The sequence below is a fragment of the Streptomyces sp. BBFR51 genome, assembly GCF_044591655.1.
GTDB lineage: Bacteria > Actinomycetota > Actinomycetes > Streptomycetales > Streptomycetaceae > Streptomyces.
The window spans coordinates 9,254,891-9,275,689 of record NZ_CP172448.1 but is presented as its reverse complement, the minus strand read 5'-3'; the positions used below and the strand labels follow the sequence as shown (position 1 = coordinate 9,275,689).

Annotated in this window: 19 protein-coding genes and 2 pseudogenes; 14 read left to right on the top strand and 7 right to left on the bottom strand. The window is 68.4% G+C overall.

Annotated elements, in window-relative coordinates; translation table 11 throughout:
- Nucleotides 1–348: 348 nt before the first annotated feature.
- Nucleotides 349–644 (bottom strand): annotated as a pseudogene (locus ACGH7X_RS41870) (hypothetical protein).
- A gap of 266 nt (nucleotides 645–910) precedes the next feature.
- Here ACGH7X_RS41870 and ACGH7X_RS41865 point away from each other — a divergent pair.
- The 5 genes and pseudogenes from ACGH7X_RS41865 to ACGH7X_RS41845 all read left to right on the top strand — a co-directional run bounded on the left by ACGH7X_RS41865 (nucleotide 911) and on the right by ACGH7X_RS41845 (nucleotide 6,980).
- Nucleotides 911–1,231 carry an ankyrin repeat domain-containing protein gene (locus ACGH7X_RS41865; protein WP_399895415.1) on the top strand — a complete coding sequence of 107 codons (321 nt, stop codon included), beginning with the start codon at nucleotides 911–913 and terminating at the stop codon, nucleotides 1,229–1,231.
- On the top strand, nucleotides 1,221–1,718 hold the full coding sequence (locus tag ACGH7X_RS41860; RefSeq protein WP_399897791.1) for a hypothetical protein: 498 nt from the start codon (nucleotides 1,221–1,223) through the stop codon (nucleotides 1,716–1,718). The genes ACGH7X_RS41865 and ACGH7X_RS41860 overlap by 11 nt, the downstream gene beginning before the upstream one ends.
- Nucleotides 1,715–4,381 (top strand): Helicase associated domain protein, encoded by a 2,667-nt coding sequence (locus tag ACGH7X_RS41855; protein WP_399897747.1) that lies wholly within the window; start codon nucleotides 1,715–1,717, stop codon nucleotides 4,379–4,381. Before ACGH7X_RS41860 ends, ACGH7X_RS41855 begins: the two co-directional genes overlap by 4 nt.
- A 117-nt stretch (nucleotides 4,382–4,498) precedes the next feature.
- Nucleotides 4,499–5,206 carry a TnsA-like heteromeric transposase endonuclease subunit gene (locus ACGH7X_RS41850; RefSeq protein WP_399895412.1) on the top strand — a complete coding sequence of 236 codons (708 nt, stop codon included), beginning with the start codon at nucleotides 4,499–4,501 and terminating at the stop codon, nucleotides 5,204–5,206.
- A 269-nt stretch (nucleotides 5,207–5,475) separates the two neighbouring features.
- Nucleotides 5,476–6,980 (top strand): annotated as a pseudogene (locus ACGH7X_RS41845) (ISL3 family transposase).
- Between the two features lie 44 nt (nucleotides 6,981–7,024).
- On the opposite strand, the gene ACGH7X_RS41840 reads toward ACGH7X_RS41845, so the two are convergent.
- Nucleotides 7,025–7,420 (bottom strand): AAA family ATPase, encoded by a 396-nt coding sequence (locus ACGH7X_RS41840; RefSeq protein WP_399895409.1) that lies wholly within the window; start codon nucleotides 7,418–7,420, stop codon nucleotides 7,025–7,027.
- Between the two features lie 318 nt (nucleotides 7,421–7,738).
- A complete protein-coding gene (locus ACGH7X_RS41835) occupies nucleotides 7,739–8,386 on the bottom strand; it encodes a cysteine hydrolase family protein (RefSeq protein WP_399895406.1) in 648 nt (215 codons plus the stop codon).
- 25 nt (nucleotides 8,387–8,411) lie between these two features.
- Here ACGH7X_RS41835 and ACGH7X_RS41830 point away from each other — a divergent pair, with 25 nt between their 5' ends.
- The gene (locus ACGH7X_RS41830; RefSeq protein WP_399896658.1) at nucleotides 8,412–8,897 is read left to right on the top strand and encodes a hypothetical protein; all 486 of its coding nucleotides are present in this window, start codon (nucleotides 8,412–8,414) and stop codon (nucleotides 8,895–8,897) included.
- Nucleotides 8,898–9,098: 201 nt separating this feature from the next.
- Here ACGH7X_RS41830 and ACGH7X_RS41825 read toward each other — a convergent pair whose 3' ends face one another.
- Nucleotides 9,099–9,809 carry a ScbR family autoregulator-binding transcription factor gene (locus tag ACGH7X_RS41825; protein WP_399896655.1) on the bottom strand — a complete coding sequence of 237 codons (711 nt, stop codon included), beginning with the start codon at nucleotides 9,807–9,809 and terminating at the stop codon, nucleotides 9,099–9,101.
- Nucleotides 9,810–10,343: 534 nt separating this feature from the next.
- Here ACGH7X_RS41825 and ACGH7X_RS41820 point away from each other — a divergent pair.
- The 3 genes from ACGH7X_RS41820 to ACGH7X_RS41810 all read left to right on the top strand — a co-directional run bounded on the left by ACGH7X_RS41820 (nucleotide 10,344) and on the right by ACGH7X_RS41810 (nucleotide 12,486).
- On the top strand, nucleotides 10,344–11,123 hold the full coding sequence (locus tag ACGH7X_RS41820) for an HAD family hydrolase (protein WP_399896652.1): 780 nt from the start codon (nucleotides 10,344–10,346) through the stop codon (nucleotides 11,121–11,123).
- Nucleotides 11,124–11,476: 353 nt separating this feature from the next.
- The gene (locus tag ACGH7X_RS41815; protein ID WP_399896649.1) at nucleotides 11,477–12,097 is read left to right on the top strand and encodes a DJ-1/PfpI family protein; all 621 of its coding nucleotides are present in this window, start codon (nucleotides 11,477–11,479) and stop codon (nucleotides 12,095–12,097) included.
- Nucleotides 12,094–12,486 carry an ester cyclase gene (locus ACGH7X_RS41810; RefSeq protein WP_399896646.1) on the top strand — a complete coding sequence of 131 codons (393 nt, stop codon included), beginning with the start codon at nucleotides 12,094–12,096 and terminating at the stop codon, nucleotides 12,484–12,486. Before ACGH7X_RS41815 ends, ACGH7X_RS41810 begins: the two co-directional genes overlap by 4 nt.
- Nucleotides 12,487–12,680: 194 nt before the next feature.
- Here the strand turns inward: ACGH7X_RS41810 and ACGH7X_RS41805 are convergent, their stop codons facing one another.
- Nucleotides 12,681–13,613, bottom strand: coding sequence for an alpha/beta fold hydrolase (locus ACGH7X_RS41805; protein ID WP_399896643.1), 933 nt, complete (start codon nucleotides 13,611–13,613; stop codon nucleotides 12,681–12,683).
- Nucleotides 13,614–14,554: 941 nt separating this feature from the next.
- Between ACGH7X_RS41805 and ACGH7X_RS41800 the strand changes: the two genes are divergently transcribed.
- Genes ACGH7X_RS41800 through ACGH7X_RS41790 form a run of 3 tightly spaced genes read left to right on the top strand, consistent with a single transcriptional unit; the run spans nucleotide 14,555 to nucleotide 16,274 of the window.
- Nucleotides 14,555–15,487, top strand: coding sequence for an oxidoreductase (locus ACGH7X_RS41800; protein ID WP_399896640.1), 933 nt, complete (start codon nucleotides 14,555–14,557; stop codon nucleotides 15,485–15,487).
- Nucleotides 15,484–16,074, top strand: coding sequence for a TetR/AcrR family transcriptional regulator (locus tag ACGH7X_RS41795; protein ID WP_399896637.1), 591 nt, complete (start codon nucleotides 15,484–15,486; stop codon nucleotides 16,072–16,074). The genes ACGH7X_RS41800 and ACGH7X_RS41795 overlap by 4 nt, the downstream gene beginning before the upstream one ends.
- The gene (locus tag ACGH7X_RS41790; RefSeq protein WP_399896634.1) at nucleotides 16,071–16,274 is read left to right on the top strand and encodes a hypothetical protein; all 204 of its coding nucleotides are present in this window, start codon (nucleotides 16,071–16,073) and stop codon (nucleotides 16,272–16,274) included. Before ACGH7X_RS41795 ends, ACGH7X_RS41790 begins: the two co-directional genes overlap by 4 nt.
- 283 nt (nucleotides 16,275–16,557) lie before the next feature.
- On the opposite strand, the gene ACGH7X_RS41785 is transcribed toward ACGH7X_RS41790, so the two are convergent.
- Both ACGH7X_RS41785 and ACGH7X_RS41780 read right to left on the bottom strand, forming a co-directional pair.
- Nucleotides 16,558–16,944: a hypothetical protein gene (locus ACGH7X_RS41785; RefSeq protein WP_399896631.1), complete on the bottom strand. Its 387-nt coding sequence runs from the start codon at nucleotides 16,942–16,944 to the stop codon at nucleotides 16,558–16,560.
- 232 nt (nucleotides 16,945–17,176) lie between these two features.
- A complete protein-coding gene (locus tag ACGH7X_RS41780) occupies nucleotides 17,177–17,764 on the bottom strand; it encodes a TetR family transcriptional regulator (protein WP_399896628.1) in 588 nt (195 codons plus the stop codon).
- Between the two features lie 94 nt (nucleotides 17,765–17,858).
- Here ACGH7X_RS41780 and ACGH7X_RS41775 point away from each other — a divergent pair, with 94 nt between their 5' ends.
- Both ACGH7X_RS41775 and ACGH7X_RS41770 read left to right on the top strand, forming a co-directional pair.
- Nucleotides 17,859–18,902 carry an NAD(P)-dependent alcohol dehydrogenase gene (locus ACGH7X_RS41775; RefSeq protein WP_399896625.1) on the top strand — a complete coding sequence of 348 codons (1,044 nt, stop codon included), beginning with the start codon at nucleotides 17,859–17,861 and terminating at the stop codon, nucleotides 18,900–18,902.
- 318 nt (nucleotides 18,903–19,220) lie between these two features.
- Complete coding sequence (locus tag ACGH7X_RS41770; RefSeq protein ID WP_399896622.1) at nucleotides 19,221–20,594, top strand: aldehyde dehydrogenase family protein; 1,374 nt, start codon at nucleotides 19,221–19,223, stop codon at nucleotides 20,592–20,594.
- Nucleotides 20,595–20,799: the final 205 nt, after the last annotated feature.

Here is a 20,799-nt window from a genome sequence, read left to right as displayed (position 1 = left end):
GCGATAGGCAAGCGAACGCTCACGCGGAGCGTGAGCGCTGGCGGGACGCTGCGCGTCCCGCCGCTCACCAGACCGGCTGCGCCGGTCTGGTGACGCTCCGTCCGCTGCGCTCCCGGAGTCACGGGGGCCTGCGCCCCCGGTGGGGGCTTCCGCTGCGCTCCAGCCACCTGGTGGCGCTGCGCGCCACAAGACGGACCCGCTGCGCGGGCTCGTCAACGGGCCTTCGGCCCGGGCATCTACAGGGGTGGGGGTGGTCCTCCGGCAGTGGACTGTCAGCAGACCGTGGACTCCGCCCCCGGTGAGGCGGAGTCGGGGCTCGGATTGACTCGTGGGAAGAGTGATGGGCCCTCAGGCAGGGGCGTGACGGCGGGTGCTCGGCAGCCTGTGCGGGGCAGCGTGGTGTACGGGCCGGCCTGTGGCGGGAACGGCGAGGCGCCGCAGGGCGAGGCTCGCGGTGACGAGCAGGACGGTGAAGACGGCTAGGAGGAGGACGGACACCCACATCTGACGGCTCCCCGGGCCTGCCAGCCGGTCCAGGCCGCGGACCCTGCCCATAGGAGGATGGCCGCAGTGTAGAAGGAGCGGATACGGCGCAGTTGCCGCTCGGCCCGCAGGAACTGGATGCGTTCGGTCTTCGGTGCCATGCGGCACCATGTACCCCGAGGCACGCCGGCCATCAGGGTCGGACGGGACCTCGTGGAAGGGGATCTGTCGAGGGGGGCCCGCAAGTCCACATCTCAATGTGATGCAGCATGTAGCATTGGCGTAAGGTAGGGACACCCCAGTAGGCAGGTGTCCGCAACGTCCTGGCAAGGCCGGCGGAGAGGGAAACATGGTGGATTCCGATGCGCTGAGGCCGAGCTCTTTTCCCAAAGTGGAGCCGTGGACGCCGGCGCACGAGGCCGTAGAGATGAGTGAGTATGAGACTCTCGCCAGGCTCCTGGACGCTGGGGCCGATCCGGACGAGGTGTGTTTCGGGCTCACGCTGCTGACTCACGCGATCGGCCTGGAAGGCGACGCTCACGTACAGACGGACTACCCCCTGAATACGGCCTCCACCGCGATCCTGCTGGCCTACGGTGCTGATCCGCGTCTGCCAGCCATCGACGGAGAGACGCCCCTGCAGGTCGCCGAGTACTACCACCACGAGCCGATCAAGCGGCTGCTCCAGCGCTTCCTCGCCCTGGCCCTGGCCCCGGCGGAGACTCCAGGGAGTGCGCGTGACGAATGACCGCGGGCCTTCGCCCCTCGATCCAGACTCCGCTTACAGGGATGCCTCTATCTACGTGGACGCGGAGGCCGCTCCGCGGGTCGTAGGCCGGCTTCGAGACTTGCTCGGCCTCGTCGAGGACGCTGGCGCGGAACTGGTGGTCGGGCCAGTGCGCGTGGAAGGCGAGCCCAACGACTACGCCACAGGCCGGCGCGCCCACCCCTTCGACTTCCTTCAGTGGCCGACCGTGCTGGAATGCGAGGCCACTGCGGGAGCGCCGGCCGAGGAGGTGGTCCAGGCCGTCGCAGCCGTGCTCGGAGCACTGTGGCGCGGGGGCTTCAAGGCCGTAGCCGCCTGCGACTTCGAGGACGAGCTGCCCGCCCGCGGCGGCATCGACAGGTACCCGCTCCCCGCCTCTGGCTCTGGCTCTGGCGGGTCCGGTGCTTCCGCGAGCTCGTGGTGGAGAAACCTGATTTCGCCCGGAAAAAGAAGGGATCGAATGTCGTGATCAGCCTCCGGGAACATCAGGTGACCCAGAAAACCGCAATCCGGGAATGGGTCAAATTCTTTGCAAGATCATCTGTTCCTGCTGAAGGGGCGCGGGGCACACTGGTGTCCGCCACCGGTTCGGGCAAGACGATCACGGCTGCAGCGAGCGGGCTGGAGTGCTTCCCGGGCGGCCGGATTCTGGTGAGCGTGCCGACCCTGGACCTGCTCGCACAGACCGCCCAGGCGTGGCGGGCGGTCGGGCATCGGGCGGCGATGGTGGCGGTGTGCTCGCTGGAGAACGATCCCGTCCTCACCTCGCTGGGGGTGCGCACCACTACCAATGCGATCCAGCTGGCGCTGTGGGCCGGGTCCGGGCCGGTCGTCGTGTTCGCCACGTACGCCTCCCTCGTGGACCGCGAGGACCCGGAGGACCCGACGGGCCAGCGCAAGGTCCGCGGGCCGCTGGAGACCGCTCTGGCGGGCGGGGAACGGCTCTACGGCCAGCGGATGGCCCTGTTCGACCTCGCCATCGTGGACGAGGCCCACTCAACCGCGGGTGATCTTGGCCGGCCGTGGGCGGCGATCCACGACAACGCCCGCATCCCGGCGGACTTCCGGCTGTACCTCACCGCCACGCCGCGGATCCTCGCCTCACCCCGCCCGCAGAAGGGCGCGGGCGGAATGGAGGTGGAGCTGGCAAGCATGGCCGACGATCCGGACGGCACCTTCGGGGCGTGGCTTCCCGGCGCCGAACTGGGGCTCTCGGAGGCGATCGAGCGGGGCGTCCTCGCTGGATTCGAGATCGACGTCCTCGAGATCCACGACCCCTCCCCCATCGTCGGGGAGTCAGAGGAGGCACGGCGGGGCCGGCGCCTGGCGCTCCTGCAGACCGCACTTTTGGAGCACGCCGCGGCGTGCAACCTGCATACGGTCATGACCTTCCACCAGAGGGTGGAAGAGGCCGCAGCGTTTGCGGAGAAGCTGCCCGAGACCGCTGGTGAGCTGTATGCACGTGATGCCACCGGCGAGGACCTGGCGACCGCAGGCGAGCTGCCCGCGTCGTCGATCGGCGCTCAGTTCTACGAGCTGGAAGTCGGCCGGCACGTGCCGCCGGAGCGGGTGTGGTCGGCGTGGCTGTGCGGCGACCACCTCGTCACCGAACGCCGCGAAGCCCTGAAGCAGTTCGCCAACGGCATCGACGCCACCGGGCACAGGGTCCACCGGGCGTTCCTCGCCAGCTGCCGCGTCCTCGGGGAAGGCGTCGACATCACCGGCGAGCGCGGCGTGGAGGCCGTCTGCTTCGCGGACACCCGCGGTTCCCAGGTCGAGATCGTGCAGAACATCGGCCGGGCCCTTCGGCCCAATCGGGACGGCTCCACGAAGGTCGCGCGGATCATCGTGCCCGTCTTCCTCGAACCCGGTGAGGACCCCACCGACATGATCGCCAGCGCCTCGTATGCCGGGCTGGTCGCTGTGCTCCAAGGCCTGCGTTCGCATGATGAACGACTCGTGGAACAGCTCGCCTCTCGCGCGCTCACCAGCGGCAAGCGCAAGACCCACATCCAACGCGACACCGAGGGCCGGATCGTCACGGCCGACGGCGCGGGGGCCGAGGAGCAGTCCGGCGACGACGGTGCGGTCGAGTCGGCGCTGCTGCACTTCTCCACCCCACGCGACCCGGCGACCATCGCAGCGTTCCTGCGCACCCGCGTCTACCGACCCGAATCCCTCGTGTGGCTCGAGGGCTACCAAGCCCTGCTCCGCTGGCGGAAGGAACGCGAGATCACCGGTCTCTACGCCGTCCCCTATGACGTCGAGACGGAGGTAGGAGCGACGAAGTCCTTTCCCCTTGGGCGATGGGTGCACCAGCAGCGGAAGGCGCTGCGGGCAGGAGAGCTGGAGGAGCGGCGCAAGAAGCTCCTCGACGCCCCGGAGGCCGGGATGGTCTGGGAACCGGGCGAGGAAGCCTGGGAGACCAAGCTCGCCGTGTTCCGGGCCCATCGGCGTGCCACTGGGCACCTCGCGCCCCGCCAGGACGCGGTCTGGGACGATCCGGCCGGCGACGGGCCCGTACCCATCGGGCAGCACATCGCCAATCTCCGCCGCAAGGGCGGCCTCGGCAAGAACACCGAGCGTGCGGCTGCACGCGCGGCGCAGCTGACCGCGATCGATCCCGACTGGAACTGCCCCTGGCCACTCGACTGGCAACGTCACTACCGCCACCTCGCCGATCTCGCCGCCGACGAACCCGACGGAACACTGCCCGACATCACACCCGGCGTGACCTTCGACGGCGACGACATCGGACGATGGCTCCAACGACAACGCCGGGACTGGAGACTGCTGACCACCGAGCAGCGGGAACGGCTGTCGAAGCTGGGCGTGCAGCCCGACCAGGAGCCGCCTCCCACCCCGACGGTCAAGGGCGCGGCGAAGGGGCCGTCCAAGGCGCAGCAGGCGTTCCAGCGCGGGCTGGCCGCCCTAGCCCAGTACATCCAGCGCGAGGGCAGAACCGTCGTTGGGCGGGCGCACGTTGAGAAGTTGCCGGACGGTTCGGCGATCAAGCTGGGTGTGTTTTTGAGTAACCAGAAAGCCAGGCGTGACCGGCTGGATGCGACACAGCGGGCCGCCCTCGCCGAGCTGGGCTACGCCTGGGCTGCAGAGCAATCCGGGCGCAGCTGAACGTTCGCCGATGGGCCGCGCGTCGCCCATTACCGGATGGGGCGATAAACCGTTTGGCTGTGTATGCAGGATGCTGGGCGGAGCGGAGCGAGGGCACGGCGGCCAGAAGTCGAGTCGGTGGATGTGCTGTTCCGGGCTGCGGGCGGAGCGGCGGAGTGTTCGAGGTGGTCGTCGGCCGCCGCCGAGGTGGTCTTCGAAAGCTGTCCGCCGCTGAAATCGTTCCCAGTCCGCAAAGGCAAGCGGCTGGCACCGGGATGGTGGTGGTCGGCCACCACCGGACGGCTGGTGCACTACGGGTCCGCGGCGATGCGGCTGCACGTGATGCTCCTCGACCGCGACCCGCGTGTCAGCGGTCTGGCCGCCCGGCCACTTGAACTGCGGTGGCATGGGCCGAGCGAGGTGCGGGCGCATGCTCCGCAGCTGATGCTCCGGCTGGCCGATGGCCAGGGAGTGCTTGCCGACTGCACAGGGAGAGGGGAGCTGTCTCGGCGGCAGCGGTCTCTTGCTGCGGTGGTCGGAGAGGTCTGTGCGGCGGTGGGCTGGCGGTACTGGGTGCTCGGGCCTGTCGACTCGATCTACCGGCGCAATGTGACCTGGCTGGCCGGATACCGGCACCCGCGGCACCACGGTGATCGGTTGCTGGCTGTCGCGCTGCAGGAGGCGTTCGCTGAACCGGCGCCGCTGTCGGAGGGCGTACGCAGGGTCGGGGATCCGCTGCTCGTGCTTCCCGCGCTGTTCCATGCGCTGTGGGCGGGACGGCTGACGGCGGACTTGGCGGCGCCGGTGCATGAGCGGATGCCGGTGTGGGCGCAGGCGGCAGAGTGAGGGCGGCCAAAGGCGGGGTGCCGGGCAGGCCGGTGGTGAGGCTGGGGTGCCAGGTGCGGTTCGGGGGGCGTGCCTGGACGGTGAGGGCGCTTGCTGGCGGTCAGGGGTGGCTGGTCGCCGAGGACGGCGAGGTAGCGGCGGTTTTGCTGTCGCTGCTGTTCGCCGATGCGGGGTCTGTCAAACGAACGGCTCTGTCTCACATTCGGTGGTGACGGAGAGTCGTGAGGTTCGTTGATAGTCACGTGAAAGATGTCAACGAGCTCGTCCAGATGGTGTTTTCGGGCCTGTCCCCGCTGGTCATCGCGGATGTCGCCGACGAGGGCGAGCTGATCGTGGTCCGGGCACGAACGCCGCAGGACACGGCGGTCTGCCCGGTGTGCGGGGCGTCGTCGGGGCGGGTGCACGGCTACCACTGGCGGACTGTGGCTGACGTACCGGTCGACAGCCGACGGGTGGTGGTCCGTGTGCGGGTGCGGCGTCTGGTGTGCCCCACTCGCGGCTGCCGACATACTTTCCGCGAGCAGGTGCCCGGAGTCCTGGACCGATACCAGCGACGCACCACCTGTCTGACCAGGCAAGTCAAGGCCGTGGTCAAGGAGTTAGCGGGCCGGGCGGGGGCACGTTTGCTGGCGATACCCGCGGCGGGCGTCTCGCGTCACACGGCTCTGCGTGCCCTGTTGCGCATCCCGCTGCCCGCAGGGCGGACGCCCCGTGTGATCGGCGTCGACGACTTCGCTCTGCGCCGGCGGCACCGCTACGCCACCGTGATCATCGATGCCGAGACGCATGAGCGGATCGACGTGCTGCCCGACCGCACGGCAGTCACCCTGGAGGCGTGGCTACGTGAGCATCCGGGCATCGACGTCGTGTGCCGCGACGGCTCCGCGACCTACGCCGAGGCCATCCGCCGTGCCCTGCCCCGTGCGACGCAGGTCGGTGATCGGTGGCATCTGTGGCACAACTTGTGCGAAGCCGTCTTGAGCGAGGTCAGGCGCACAGCACCTGCTGGGCCGCCGTGCTGGACGCGCCCATCTACGAGGGACCCCGCGCGCAGACGACCCTGGAACGCTGGCACCAGGTCCACGGCCTGCTCGATCAGGGCGTGCTGCTCGAATGCGCCCGCCGCCTGGAACTGGCCCTGAACACCGTCAAACGCTACGCGCGAGCCGACCGGCCCGAGCGCATGCTCCGCGTCCCCAAGTACCGCGCCAGCCTCGTCGAGCCTTACCGCGAGCACCTGCGCAAACGCCGGGCCGAGGAACCCGGCGTCCCCGTCCAGCACCTCTTCGAAGAGATCAAGGCCCTCGGGTTCACCGGCTGCCTGAACCTCCTGGACAAGTACATCAACCAGGGCCGTGCGGATACCGACCGCAGCCACATCTCCCCGCGCCGCCTCGCTCGGATGCTGCTCACCCGGCCCGACAACCTCAAGACCGAGTATCGCGATCTTCTGGCCCGGCTCACCGCCGCCTGCCATGAGATGACCCAACTGGCCGCCTGCATCGGGGACTTCGCCGAACTCCTGACTCCTCGCCCAGAACATGCCGCCAAGCTCGATTGCTGGATCACCCAGGTCCGCACAGCCGATCTGCCTCATCTGCACGCCTTCACCCGCGGCCTGGACCGAGACCGCGACGCCGTGATCGCCGCGCTCACGCTTCCGTACAGCAACGGCCCCACCGAGGGCGTGAACACCAAAACCAAGCGGATCGCACGCCAGATGCACGGACGAGCAGGCTTCACCCTGCTCCGCCACCGCATCCTCCTCGGATAGCGACACTCTCCGTCACCACCGAATGTGAGGCAGAGCCGAACGATTTACAGTCCCGGCCCCGGAAGACGCTGCGCCTCGTCCACCAGGAAGGTGCGGGGGCAGTCGGCCAGGGCGGTCTTCAGCAGGCGGTCCAACTCGCTGGGGTGACGCGGCGGCTCGCCGGCGAGGTCAAGCACGGTGAACAGTTCGTCGCGCACTGCGCGGGCGGTGGGACGGGCCCGGAAGGTGATCTTGCGGACGTCCTCGCCGGGTACGAGTGCGCGCAGGCAGATGTTGACGGCGAGGGTCTTGCCGAAGCCGGCGCCGCCATGGATGCACATCATCGCGCGGGCCGCGACCGTGTCGGAGATGTTCTCCGGCGCCGCCGACAGCGCGCGGTGGTGACCACGGATGCGTCGGGCAGGTCGACGTACCGGTAGGTGGCCGCGGTCACGAGGCATCTCCGTCTTCACCGGTGGTGGAGGTGCGGCCCGCCTGTCGCGGCCGTCCGGGGCTGAAGCGTGGTCACGGTCGTACGGGTACCGGACGGGCGGGCCTGGTGTGGTCGGCGCGGTCAGGAAAGCCGGGGTGCGCCAGTCGGCCGGGGCACGGCGTGCGAGCTCGGCCTGGACGCTCCCCCGGCACCGTCCACGTCCGCGGCTTCAAGCACACCGAGGGCCCTCGCCCGGCACTCATGCCCGACGCGTGGGAGGGGAACTTCGTGCCGTACGCCTCGCACAGCTGACCCTTCACCTGTACGGGCTCCGCACCTCTGGCAGTCACTGAGTGCGGGGCGCGTCGCCGTGTGCCTCTGCCACCGCTTGCTCTTGACTGCTCATCAGCCACAGCGAGTTCAGTTCGTCAGCGCTGACCACGACCGTGTACCTGGGAAAGATCTTCTCGGTCAGGAACTCGTGCACTTGGGGGTCACGGTCGCCGCTGGCATCGTGCAGAACGACGACGCGATAGTCTCGGTCGAGCGCCTCGAAGACGGTGCTGAGCAGGACTCCGCTGGTGACGATGCCCGCAAGGATCACCGTGGTGACGTCCCGGCTACGCAGTTGTTCGTCGAGATCACTTGTGGTGAAGGCACCGATCCGGGGGCGACGGACGATCATGTCGTCCGGCTGCGGGACCAGACGCTCATCGATCCGCGTGGTGGGCGCGTCAGCGTGCAGCAGGAGACGATGTTGTGGAGCCGCCCTGGGCGCCATGACGCTCGACTCAGGAATGGCATCGAAGTCGGCGTCGTCGAGGGCGGCCCGTACCCACGCGACGTGACCGCCGTGGGAGCGAACGCCGGCGATGGCTGCGTTGACGCGGTTGAGCAGACCGTCAGCGTCCGACAGCTGCTGCACGATGCCGTGCTGGTAGTCCAGGACAAGCAGACTGGTGCGCCGCGCGTCCAAGAACGGCTGATCAGGCATGCGAGGTCCTCTGAGGGGCAGTACGGTGCTGGACCGGCGTGGCAACCTGCATCGCGTTCACACACGAGCGGTCCGGTTTGGTTTCACAGTACATGTCGTCGCTGGACGGTTCGACGAGCTCCTGCGTCCCGACGGCCGCCAGCAGCAGGCCGGCGCCGTCCGTGCCGACAGCCGGGATGAACCAGAGGAGCCGTTGCCGGGCGTCCCGGCTGAAGAAGTTGAGGCAGTTGCAGGACCGAGGAGTTGCTGCCTAAAGGGGATCACGAAACTGGACCGACCGTTCGCGGACTACTCCAAGCACGATGTCCACATCACACCGAGCGGCATGTGGAACCAGGCCCAGCTCCGGAATTGCGTGGAGACCCTTGGCATCGAGCGCATCGTCCTCGCGGTCGGCTATCCGTTCGTGGGAAACGAAGGCGTCGCAGCCTTCCTCGACGAGGCAGACATGTGTGTCGAGGACGAGAACCGCATGGCCCACGGTACCGCCGAACGGCTCCTGGGCCTTTGACCTCGGGGTTTCACGAAGTGATCCGTTCGGCTGGTGATCACGTAAGCAGAAGGCGCCTCTCCGCAGCGACGATGAGGATTGTCGAGGTCCTTGTTCCCGCACTGTCCGGAGGCAATTCCCGGGTGTCGGTTGTGCGGGCTGAGTTGAGGGGCCGCCCCTCCGCTGCCCGTCTGTGGGGGGCGGGCTCGATTGCCCTCTCGGCTATGCGTCGCCCGTCGCAAGAAGCGCGGAGCCGGAGCTTTCAGGCCTCGGCGAGGCTGCTTCACAGGTGCCGCATGCCGTGACGCTCTCTCCCGGCGTCGCATGCCGCCCCGGCGCCGCTACCGAGCGCGGGCCTGAAAGGAGTGCGGGCAGTGTCAGTTCCCACCAGTCGGAGACAAGGCCGCTGAGGGCCTCGGGCCCGTCGAGTGCCTCAGTGAGGGTACAGAAGCCGAAGAACGCACGGACCAGAGTCCGGGCGGTGGCGGCAGGCCGGACGTGGGCGGCCAGATGACCGTGGTTCCGCGCCTGAGCCAGCAGCCGCGTCACTGCCATCGTCCAGAGAACGAAGGGGTCGGGGAGACGGACGTTGATGGCGTCACGCTCCGCCCAGAGACGGGCGCCCGCGCGCGTCAGGGAGTCTTCGGCGAGCGCCCGGGCGATCTTGTGGCTCAGCGCGACGAGGCGCTCCATCGGTGGCACGGTGCGGTCGGCGTAGCACGTGGCAAGGCCGGACCACGTGGCGAAGCCGTCTCGGACGACGGCGAGGGCGATGCCCTCTTTGCTGCTGTAGTGGAAGTAGACGGAGCCGCTGGTTCGTCCGGACCGGGCGCTTATGTCATTGACACTGGTCCCCGCGTATCCGTGCTCGGCGAAGAGGCAGGCGGCCGCCTCGAGGAGTGATCTGCGGGTTTCTCTGGCCCGTTCCTGCACAGTTCCGCGCTTTCCGCTTGTCGTGGAATGAACGACGGAAAATGTAGTGCGCCCGCGTACGCGTGGCGCAGTCCGGCGTCAACTGTGCGCGGGTTGGTGCGTCTATCTTTCGAAGATGCACGCGTGCGGGTGATACGTGACCCGACCAGGTGCCTTTCCTGGCCACCCGCATCGCACGGCGGCGCCCCGTCCCCCAGGAGGGAGCCTGGGTCGACGGCTCCCTCAAGTCATGCTCTCCGCGCCATTCATGACGGTCAGTCAGGGCCGTCCCAGCCGCTCTACTCCTTAGTAGCACATACACCATGGACGCTTGACGGGCGAGCACTCGAAATGGTGATTGCGCCTCGTTTCGAGACAGAAATAACGTAGCCGTCGCAATGTTTTCCTTTTGCGGCTGATGCCCCAAATACGGACCCTTCTGGCACCGGAAACCGGAAACCGGAAGGGAACGGAGACGGCCCCGACGCACTGCACGTGAGCCGGCATCACCGCGATTCGTGGTCCTGCAACGCGCGGACCCTCAAGGAGGCCACCGTGACGCCCCTCTCACGCACCCTGCCGAACTGGTCACCCGAGGCCATCGTCTTCGACTGTGACGGAACCCTGATGGACACCGAGCGTCATTGGCAGGACGCCCGCACACGGGCGTTCCGTGACTTCGGACTGCAGACGCCACCCGGTTTCGCCGAGCGGGCCAAAGGAGTGCACTACCTCGACTGCGGCCGCCTGATGGCGCAGGAGACGAACAAGCCCGATCTGGCCTCCGACTTCTCCACGGCTCTGCTCTCGCACTTCATGTCCCTCGTCGCGGAGGATCCGGTGACCATGCCGGGCGCCTCCGAGTTCGTTCGGCTGTGCTGGCATCGGCTTCCCCTGGCCGTCGCCAGTAACTGCCCGATGGAGGTGGTGGACGAGAGCCTGCTTCGCGCCGGCCTGCGCCGGTACTTCCGCCACGTCGTCGTGCCAACCGTGCAGCGAGACTTCGACGAGTCGCACGAGACACCGGACGACCAGTCGGAGCAGCCCGTGCGGCCCAAACCATGGCCCGATGTCTACAGCAGGGCCTCCTCGTTGTGCGGGGTCGCACCGCGGTCCGCGCTCGCGATCGAGGACTCCCTCCCAGGAGTCGAGTCGGCGTCACGTGCCGGCTTGAGGGTGCTGGGCGTGGGGCCCCTGCCAAAAGAGGGCAGCGGGCAGGCCGACGCGTGGGCCCCGGGGCTGGACTCCGAACAGGTCCTTTCCTGGGTGCGAATGCGCGTACCGGTCCGGGCCACGGATTCCGACGAGCCCCGGAAGAACCGCGGGCCCGCATAGCGAGTTCACGGCGGCCTCAAGGCTGCTGTGCGGCGGCCGCGGTCGGGCCGGAACCGGAGCACACGCTGGACCCAGTTCGTCCCGCGCCGCCCCGTGCCCGTCCTGCTCGCGTCGGTCGCCTGCCTCGGTGCGCTCGCCGTTCCCGCCCCGGACCTGCGGCTGGACACACCCGGGAACGAGGCCATGATTCCGGGCCGGTACGGCTCGCCTGACGCGACAGCAACTCGCCGGGGGCGGATTCGAGCAGGGCAGGAGATCGACGTCCGGTGGGCGCTGCGCCAGGCCATCCGGTGCCCCGGGGCGTGGGGCGTTCCCTGACGGGACGCTGACGGCCGGTGATTATGCTGCGCCGCATGGACATCGTGGTCCCCCTCTTCGACCAGTTCGAGCCGCTCGACGCGATGGGCCCCTACGAGGTACTCGCGTACATGCCCGGCGCCACCGTCCGGTTCGTAACGGCGAAGCCAGGAATGGTGCAGGATGCACTCGGCTCCCTGACGATGCGTGTACCAACCCGGTATTCCGAGGTGGAACGCTGTGACGTCCTGCTGATCCCGGGCGGTAACAGCCGCCGGGTCATGATGGACGACCCCGGTTTCCTCGACTGGGTGCGCCGGATCCACGCCGGCACCCGCTTCACGACCTCGGTCTGTACCGGCGCCCTGGTTGTCGCCGCGGCCGGCCTGCTCGACGGCCTGTCCGCCACCACCCACTGGGAGGCCGTCGCCGAACTGGAGTCGTACGGTGCCGTCCACACCCCCGAGCGCGTCGTCCGCAACTGCCGGGTCATCACCTCGGCCGGGGTTTCCTCCGGTATCGACATGGCCCTGCATCTGTCCGCACTGCTCACCGACGAGGTGACGGCGCAGGCGATTCAGCTCTGCACCGAATACGACCCGCAGCCTCCCTTCGACACCGGATCAGTGGCCAAGGCCCCTGCCGAGGTGCTGGAGAGGGCGAAGACTCTGGGGTGAGTCCGGCCCGGGACGCAGACAGTTGCTGCACCGGTCCCCTGCTCCGACAGACGGCGCCGGTCGCCTCGAACGAGTCGCGGCTGCGGCGGGCTCGGCCGGTATCGGCTCGGCGCCTCGGCTTTCAGGACATGCTGCGCCGTGACACAACGGAGATTCCGGACCCGTACTTCCAGATCGAACGGCTGGTGGTGCAGGGTGACCAGGTGGCTTGCCGTATCCGGTTCGACTGCACCTCGGAGTCGTCGCTCCGCGGGTATCGCGGCCGCCAGCCGGCCGACCTCCGCGCGCAAACATCCTCCGTACGACGGCTGAGCGCGGAGGATCCGCCGGTCTTACCCCGACCAGGACAGGCTTCGCGGTGCCGATACCCGCCCGGCAGGGGCCGGTGATCGCGGAGCCGGCCCTCTGCGGCACGGGCCGAGAATGCACGCGGTCGACCACCTGACGGGTGCCGCTCGCCGAGCACGGCAGGTACCCCCAACGCCGGAGCCCGACCCTGGCGTCGGTCATGGGCTGCCGCAGTCCCCGCCGCGTACATCACGTCACCGCGAGGCACCTGGGCCGTAGCGTCCGGTCCCGTTCATCAGCTTGTCGCCCGTGCGATCTTCTCGATCTCACCGAGCACGAGGGCGGGCCGGTCCTTGGGGACGTCGTGCGAGCTGCCCTTCGCGGTGACCAGTGTCCGGTCCGGGCCCTGCCGCACGAAGGTCGCGGCGGCATCCCGCCAACGCCTGGCGTCTTCGGGCGAGCCGTCGAACGGGGTCTTCTCCGACACGATGACGGTTGCCGGAACGGTGCCGGGCCAGGCAGCGCGGTGGTACGCCTGGTGCAACGGGACGTAGCTCTCCGCGACGGAGATCAGCTGCCTGTTCCGGGGCTCGGTGGGATCCTTCCTGGCAGCGTCGACGGCGGGCTGGTTCGCGGCGGCGAGGCGAGCCGTCTCCTCGTCCGTGTACAGCGGGGGCAGGCTTGCGTCGACGAGTACGGCGCCGGTCACCAGCCCCGGGTTCTCCTTGGCGAAGTAGGTCGCGATCTCACCTGCCTGTGAGTGGGCCACCAGGAGCACGTTCTCGGTCACGCCGAGCTTCTGGAGGCCCGTCTTCAGGTCGCCGACGGCGTCTTCCACTTGCCAGGGTCCGGAGACGGCGTCACTCTTGCCGAGACCGGCCCGGTCGTAGGTGATGATCTTGGCCCCGGTGGCCGCGCCGAGCTTGGGAACGATGTCCTTCCAGTAGGAGGAGTCCTCGCCGCCGCCCGAGTCGAGCACGATGGTAGGGCCGTGCCCGTCGGTGACATGGAACGCGAGACGGTGACCACCGTTGTCAACCATGTGAAGCGTCTGCCCGGCCGCCCGGTCCGCCCCTGGGCGTGACGGGGCGGAGGAGGGCCCGGGGTCCCGCCGGTTCGGCTCCTCGTCGTTGCCGCAGGCTGCGAGACCGCCGACCGTGACCGCGAGCAGGATGACGGCCGGAATCATGCGGTGTGCGGACCGGAGGGGGAGGCGGACACGTGCCATGAGCGATTCCCGAGTGCAGATGATGCGACGACGTGCGGACGAGTGACCATGCTCACCGGAACCGGTCCCCGCGGGGCAGCCGGACACCCCGCCACTCACCAGTGCTGCTGCACCCACTGGCACCCTGGGGAAAACCCCACCACGACAGCCATCTTGGTCCCGCATACACGTATTCGTGGAGGAGCCCCTTGAGCAGGCCGTTCTCCCCGACCAGGTTGAGTCCCTCGCTGCCGGCCCGGTACACCAGCTGCTCGGCCAGTTCCGGTCCAGCTCGGTCAGTCCCGCCAACTCAGCCCCCGTGCGCACGACGTCCGAACTCTCGCGGGAACACTCGTCCTTGCTGCCCATCGGTGATCCTCCCCGACAGAGACCACATCTCATGCCAGACAGGTCACACCGGGGCATACACAAACTTCAGGACAGTCCCCCGCGAACCTGTTGGTGTTCCCCAAGGCGAAGGCCGGACCGAACGGGCCCGCCGGTTACCCGATGCTGCGTCTGGTCGCGCTGATGGCCTGCGGGACCCGAACCCTCATGGACGCTAGTAGGGCTTGGTCATGCTCGGTCCGTGATGGCGTGTTTTCTTGATCGGTTCGTGTCGTTGACCGTGTGCTGAGTGCTGAGTGCTGAGTGCGGAGTTGGCAGGGGTCCGGTGTGATCTGGAGAGCCTCGCGGCGCAGATGCCGTTCCGGCACACGACCTCGATCCTCTTCTTCCCACGCAGCCAGGTCGCCAAGGTTGCGGCCTTGCGGTCGGGCAGGACGTCGATGTGCTAGCCCGTCTCGGCATCGATGATGACCGTACGTAGCGGTGGCGGTGCCAGCTTCGCCCGATGGCGCGAGGCGCCTCCCTCCGACAGGCTTCGGGCATTCGACTTGTCTAACTAGACAAAGTTGGCCTATTGCGTCAAGCTTGATATTCAACGAGGGAGTGTGATGACGATGGAGCACTGGACAGAACGCCAGATCCCCGACCTGGTGGGCCGGACCGCGGTGGTGACCGGGGCGAACTCGGGTCTCGGCTTTGAGGTGGCGCGGGAATTGTCTGCGCATGGTGCGCACGTCGTGATGGCCTGCCGCAGCCAGGAGCGGGGCGCGTCTGCGGCTGAGAAGGTGGAGGCGGCCGGTCCGCGCGGGAGTGTGGAGGTCGCCGCACTTGACCTGGCGGACCTGGACTCGGTGGCCGCGTTCGCCGCCGGCTTCCAGGCCCATCATGGGCGCCTGGATGTGCTGGTGAACAACGCGGGCATCATGACGCCGCCCTTCTCGCGTACGAAGCAGGGCTTCGAGATGCAGTTCGGCGTCAACCATCTGGGGCACTTCGCCCTCACCGGCCAGCTACTGCCCACCCTGCTGGCTACGCCTGACTCGCGGGTGACCACGGTCACCAGCACCGGTCAGCACATCGGCCGGATCGAGTTGGATGACCTCAACTGGGAGAGGCGCAAGTACCGGCCGCTGGCCGCGTACGGGCAGAGCAAGCTCGCCAACGTGCTGTTCACCCTGGAGTTGCAGAACCTTCTTGCCGCCGCGGGCGCCCACGTGCGTGCCACGACCGCCCACCCCGGCTGGTCCAAGAGCAACCTCTCGCGCACGCAGGGCTGGCTGATGGACAAGGTCCTCGACCCGTATCTGGGGACGCCCACGCTGCACGGGGCCCGCCCGATCCTCCGCGCTGCCACCGACCCGTACGCGGCGGGCGGCAGCCTGTGGTCTCCCACGTACATGTATGAGCACCGCGGCCCGGTCAGTGCCGGGCGCATTGCCAAGCGCGCCCAGGACGCCGACCTGGCCCGCCGACTGTGGGAGGTCAGCGTGGGTTTGACCAACGTGGACTACGCCCCGCTCGCACAGGGAGAGCGGGTGCGCGCATGACGGGCGGGGACGAGCAGGAGCTGTCCCGAAGCGAGGAGATCGCCGACGCGGCGGTTCCGGTCTTCCTGCGCTTCGGTCTGCGCAAGACGTCCATGGACGACATCGCCATAGCGGCCGGACTCTCGCGCCAGGGGCTGTACCTGCACTTCAAGAACAAGCAGGAGCTCTTCCACGCCTGCCTGCAACGTGTCGTTGCCCAAACCCGGACCGCCGTCACCCAGGAACTCCGCCGGACGGAACTGCCCCCGCACGACCGGCTGCTGGGCGCATTGACGGCAGTGCACGGACCCGCGGCCACCGCCACCAGCCAAGCGGTGAATGAACTACTCGCCGCGGCGAGCGCGCTTGGCGAAGCGCTCCTGCAGGACCTGGAGCGCTTCGTCGTCGACGCGCTCGCTGCCGTCCTGAGCGATGAGGGAGCGCCAGGGCGCACCCCGGGTGTGACCGCCGAAGAGCTGGCCTACCAGTTGTTCGCCGTCGCCGCAGGCGTCAAGCACCTCACCGTCCCGCCCGAGGACCGCCCTCGGCACATCGAGGTCGCGATCGCCCTCGCCCTCAGTCCCCGCCCCCAAATGGAGGCGCCATGACCGTTCTCGCCTACACCATCGACCACGCCGCAGGACCCATCCAGGCCCGGGGGCACAAGCCGGCGCCGCTGGGACCACTGGGACCACTGGACGTGGCCCTCACCCACACCGGCATCTGCCAGACCGACCTCGGGATGATCGACGACCACTACGGCCAGTCCCGATTCCCCTTCGTCCCCGGCCCACGGAAGAAGCCCTAAAGCACCGGTATTGCGTCCAGGCCCAGGAGGATCTGCGCTCCCACGGCCGGCAGGCACCGGTCGGGAGCGATGCCCTTCGTCGGGGTGATCATGCCGGGATCCCCAGCGGCCCGGACCATCCCGGAGGGGGTGCATCGAAGATGTCGCACCGTTCGAAGAAGTGCGCGAGAACGACCCAGGCCGCGCGCTGTGTGCGTGGCGGCACGCTGCCGTTGCCCAGAACGTACATCTCCAGCTGCCACAGCACGTCTTCGGGATCGGGGAAGTCGCGGCGGACCTGCTCCTAGTACACGCGAAAGCCCTGGGCGACCTCATCGTGCTCCACGGCCCGCAGTGTGCCGGTGTAGAGCGCCTCGACCAGATGGCGTTGCCGCATGCCGCGCAGCAGATCCTCGCGGGCCTCTTCCCGGATCCGGTTGAAGCCGAGTTTGAGCGGGTCCACCTCGGCCAGCGGCATCAGCGGATCCGCTGCCCTGCGCTGGTCGCGCAGGTGCTTGAGCAGTGGCGCAAGGTCTTCCATGCCGATGCCGTGTACGACCGGCTGGATCGGTATCCGGCAGCCGAGTACGTCCTCGGCCAGGGCGAGGTCCAGTTGCCTGCACTCGTGCCACAGCTTGCGCGAGCCCATCGGGGTGCATGCCGCGGCGGTCAGTCTGGATTCGTGCAGCATGAGCCCGTCGGAGCCCTGGTATCCGAGGTTTCCGCGGGTCTGACATCCAGGAACTCGGGATAGCGGGCGCACATCAAACGGTGAAAGAACGCCTCGAACGTGGTCTCGTTCAGCTCGGCCATCAGTTCAAGGAACTTGAGGCGGGCGTACATTCTCTGTTCGTACTGCATCTTCCCCCGGGCGTTCCCGGTGCGCGGGACGAAGGCGGCCTTCGCTGGTGGCCCGCGCCGTGTCAGTGCGCGGCGACGGCGCGCTGGACGGTCTCGCGCAGCAGCGTGCGGCGCTGCTCGTGCAGCTCGACAGGTTCGTCGGCGGTCGCCGCGTAGACGTTGCTGACCGGTGACCAGGCCATCGACATGGCGATGACGAGGGCCATCACGTCGAACGGGTCGCCCTGGCGCACGCGCCCTGCGGCCTGGGCCTCGGCGATGGCGCGCAGCTTGCGGTCGTCGTACTGCTCGCGTCCCTCGACGAGGTGTCCGGCCGGGCGGCGTTCCAGGCGGGCCCAGGTGGCCAGCCGGATCAGGTCGGGGTGCCGGAGGTACTCGTCGTACAGGCGCACCGCCCAGTCCGCGAGGTCGTCGGCGTCTATCGGCACGACGTTCGTGATCCGCTCCAGGGACGCGAAGAAGATCGCGTCGAAGAGCCGCTCCTTGTTGCCGAAGTAGCCGTAGAGCTGCGCCTTGTTGCTGCGCGCGGCGGACACGATCCGCTCGATACGGGCGCCGGCGATGCCGTGCTCGGCGAACTCCTGCGTCGCCGCGTCGAGGATCCGCTGGTAGGTCGCGGCTCCGCGTGAGGTGAGGGGCTGGTCCGTCATGCCCACGACGTTAACAGACAGAACAGTTGGTTTGCTTCTTGCGGGAAGGGCGCTTACTCTCGAATAGACGGAACAGTCTGTTTAAGGAGATGTCATGCGTCCCACCACTGGATGGCAGGCGGACGGCACGACCGGCACGCTGCAGCGCGGCCCGATCGAACGTCGCGACCTGCGCGCAGACGACCTCGCCGTGCGGGTCGACTACTGCGGCGTCTGCTACAGCGACCTGCACGCGCTGGACGTTCACGACGGCAAGGCTGGGCACCTGCTGGTACCGGGCCACGAATTCACCGGCGTCGTCGCCGCGACCGGGTCCGGCGTCTCCGGCTTCGCCGTCGGCGACCCCGTCGCGGTCGGCAACATCGTCGACTCGTGCGGTGAGTGCGCCATGTGCCGGGCGGGCCAGGAGAACTTCTGCCACGACTTCCCGACCCTGACCTACGCCGGCACCGACCGACAGGACGGTTCGCACACCCTCGGCGGCTACTCCCGCGAATACATCGTCCGCGACCGGTTCACCCACCACCTCCCCGCGGGCCTTGACCCGGCTGCCACTGCTCCCCTGCTCTGCGCCGGTATCACCGTCTGGGAGCCGCTCCAGGCCCTGGGTGTGGGGCCCGGGAGTCAGGTCGCCGTGGCGGGGCTCGGCGGCCTTGGACATCTCGCGGTCAAGATGGCCGTGGCGCTCGGCGCCACGACGACGGTCATCAGCCGCTCACCCGACAAGGCCGACGACGCGCGCCGCCTCGGCGCCCACGACCTCCTCGTGTCCAGCGACCCGGAACAGCTGGCCGCGGCGCGGGACCGCTTCGACGTCATCATCGACACCATCTCCGCGCCGCACGACCTCGCCCCGTACCTCCAGCTCGTCGCCATGGACGGCACCCTCAGCCAGCTCGGATACCTCGGGCCCGTCACCGTGGAGACCACCGCCCTCCTCACGGGGCGCAAGAAGCTCAGCTCCGCCGGCAGCGGCGGCATGCCCGCAACCGCCGCCATGCTGGACTTCTGCGCCGCCCACGACATCACCGCGGACATCGAACTGCTGCCGTCCTCGCAGGTGAACGAAGCCCTGGAGCGCCTGCGCCGCAACGACGTGCGCTACCGGTTCGTCCTCGACATGGCCGACCTGGACTGAACACCCCACACCCGCGCCGCCCGCATACACCCGCCCGCTTGGACCTGTGGCACACCATCCACGAACGGCACCTCGCGATGGCCTGCCGACGGTGCAAGGAAGCATCCGCTTCAGCACACCCGGGCCGGCCTCTCTGGTTGCCGGCGAAGAGGGCGCCCGATCACCACGACGCGTGCCTTACCACCCCGAAGAGAAGGACTTCTCGCTATGACCACCCCTTTCACTCCTGCCACGAATCGGCCCTCTCCTGCATTCGCTGGGGAACCGCGCGGTCTGTTCATTGATGGAACGGAGCGGCCTGCCGCCGACGGCGCAGTCGTGGCCTCCATCGACCCGATGACGGGTGCCGAGGTGACCACGGTCGCGGTAGCCGGGCGCGCGGATGTTGATGCCGCGGTGGCTGCTGCGCGTCGCGCCTTCGAAGACCCTGCCTGGGCGGCTATCAGCCCCGACGAGCGCAGCCGCGTGCTGTACCAGATCGCCGAAGTCATCGAGTCGCACGCCGACGAACTGGCCACCCTGGACACCCTGGAAATGGGAGGACCGGTGTCGCTGACACGATGGATGGTCGATCACACCGTCGAGGTCTACCGCCACTATGCGGGCTGGCCGACCCGGATCTACGGAGCCACCGCCCCCTCGGCCCCCGGCCAGCTTCAGTACACCAGGCGCTCCCCGCTGGGTGTGGTTGCCGCGGTCGCCGGCTGGAACGGTCCTCTCCTGCAGATGGGCTACAAGATCGCCCCTGCACTGGCCACCGGGAACACGGTCGTCGCCAAGCCTTCGGAGCAGACCTCACTGAGCGTGCTGCGCATGGCGGAGCTCGTCCATGAGCACACCGACCTTCCCGACGGTGTCCTCAACATCATCACGGGTCCGGGGCGGAGCACGGGCGAGGCCCTGATCACCCACCCGGACGTCAACAAGATCAGCTTCACCGGGTCCACCGCCGTGGGCAAACACGTCCTGGAGACCTCCGCCCGCGACTTCAAGCGCGTCACCCTCGAACTGGGTGGCAAGTCGCCGTTCATCGTCTTCGAAGACGCCGACCTGGAGGCCGCCGCGGCAGCCTCCGCCCTTGCCTTCTCGGCCGGCAGCGGCCAGAGCTGCGTGGCCGGCACCCGCGTACTGGTCCAGGAGTCCGTGCGCGAGGAGTTCACCCGCCTCCTGGCAGCCAACATGGCCAAGATCCCGATGGGTGACCCATTCGACCCACAGGTCCTCATGGGCCCCCTAGCTTCTCGTGGTCACTACGAGAAGGTCGCCGGCTACATCGACCTGGCCCGCAAGGAGGGGGGCGAGATCATCGGCAACCCGCACGACGAAACCGATGACCTCTTCGTCGGCCCCACCCTGGTCACCGGACTCGACAACACCTCACGCATCGCCCGGGAAGAGATCTTCGGCCCCGTTGCCGTCCTACTGCCGTTCAGCGACCTGGACGAAGCAGTGCACATCGCCAACGACACCATCTACGGCCTGGCCGCCACCGTGTTCACCACCGATCTCAGCCGCGCCCACACCATGGCCGACCGCCTCCAGGCCGGAACCGTGTGGATCAATACGGTCAATCAGATGAGCAGTGGCCCCCTGCCCTTCGGCGGATTCAAGCAGTCCGGCCTCGGACGGGAACACGGCACCGACGTCATCGATGCCTACACGGAGACCAAGGCCATCGTCGTCAACCTCTGACGGCTCTCCAAAGTCGGGCTGATTCTTGCCACCGGCAGCAATGAAGCTTCGCCCGATTGGAACGAGGCGGCGTCCGCCACCGGTTCGCTTGGCCGTGGCCTTGCCAGTGGACGTCGTCTCGTGGTCGCTACCGCTATGACCATGACCGGATGAATCTGTAGCCGCCTCGCCTCGGGCGGGCCCTGTCGGCGCCGACCCTGGCCTG

Bases quoted from the DNA above. Each gene is read 5' to 3' on its own strand.
- ACGH7X_RS41865 (WP_399895415.1), top strand. From the start codon at position 911: ATGAGTGAGTATGAGACTCTCGCCAGGCTCCTGGACGCTGGGGCCGAT.
- ACGH7X_RS41840 (WP_399895409.1), bottom strand. From the start codon at position 7,420: ATGCCTCGTGACCGCGGCCACCTACCGGTACGTCGACCTGCCCGACGC.
- ACGH7X_RS41835 (WP_399895406.1), bottom strand. From the start codon at position 8,386: ATGCCTGATCAGCCGTTCTTGGACGCGCGGCGCACCAGTCTGCTTGTC.
- ACGH7X_RS41815 (WP_399896649.1), top strand. From the start codon at position 11,477: ATGGACATCGTGGTCCCCCTCTTCGACCAGTTCGAGCCGCTCGACGCG.
- ACGH7X_RS41805 (WP_399896643.1), bottom strand. From the start codon at position 13,613: ATGGCACGTGTCCGCCTCCCCCTCCGGTCCGCACACCGCATGATTCCG.
- ACGH7X_RS41800 (WP_399896640.1), top strand. From the start codon at position 14,555: ATGGAGCACTGGACAGAACGCCAGATCCCCGACCTGGTGGGCCGGACC.
- ACGH7X_RS41795 (WP_399896637.1), top strand. From the start codon at position 15,484: ATGACGGGCGGGGACGAGCAGGAGCTGTCCCGAAGCGAGGAGATCGCC.
- ACGH7X_RS41790 (WP_399896634.1), top strand. From the start codon at position 16,071: ATGACCGTTCTCGCCTACACCATCGACCACGCCGCAGGACCCATCCAG.
- ACGH7X_RS41785 (WP_399896631.1), bottom strand. From the start codon at position 16,944: ATGCTGCACGAATCCAGACTGACCGCCGCGGCATGCACCCCGATGGGC.
- ACGH7X_RS41780 (WP_399896628.1), bottom strand. From the start codon at position 17,764: ATGACGGACCAGCCCCTCACCTCACGCGGAGCCGCGACCTACCAGCGG.
- ACGH7X_RS41775 (WP_399896625.1), top strand. From the start codon at position 17,859: ATGCGTCCCACCACTGGATGGCAGGCGGACGGCACGACCGGCACGCTG.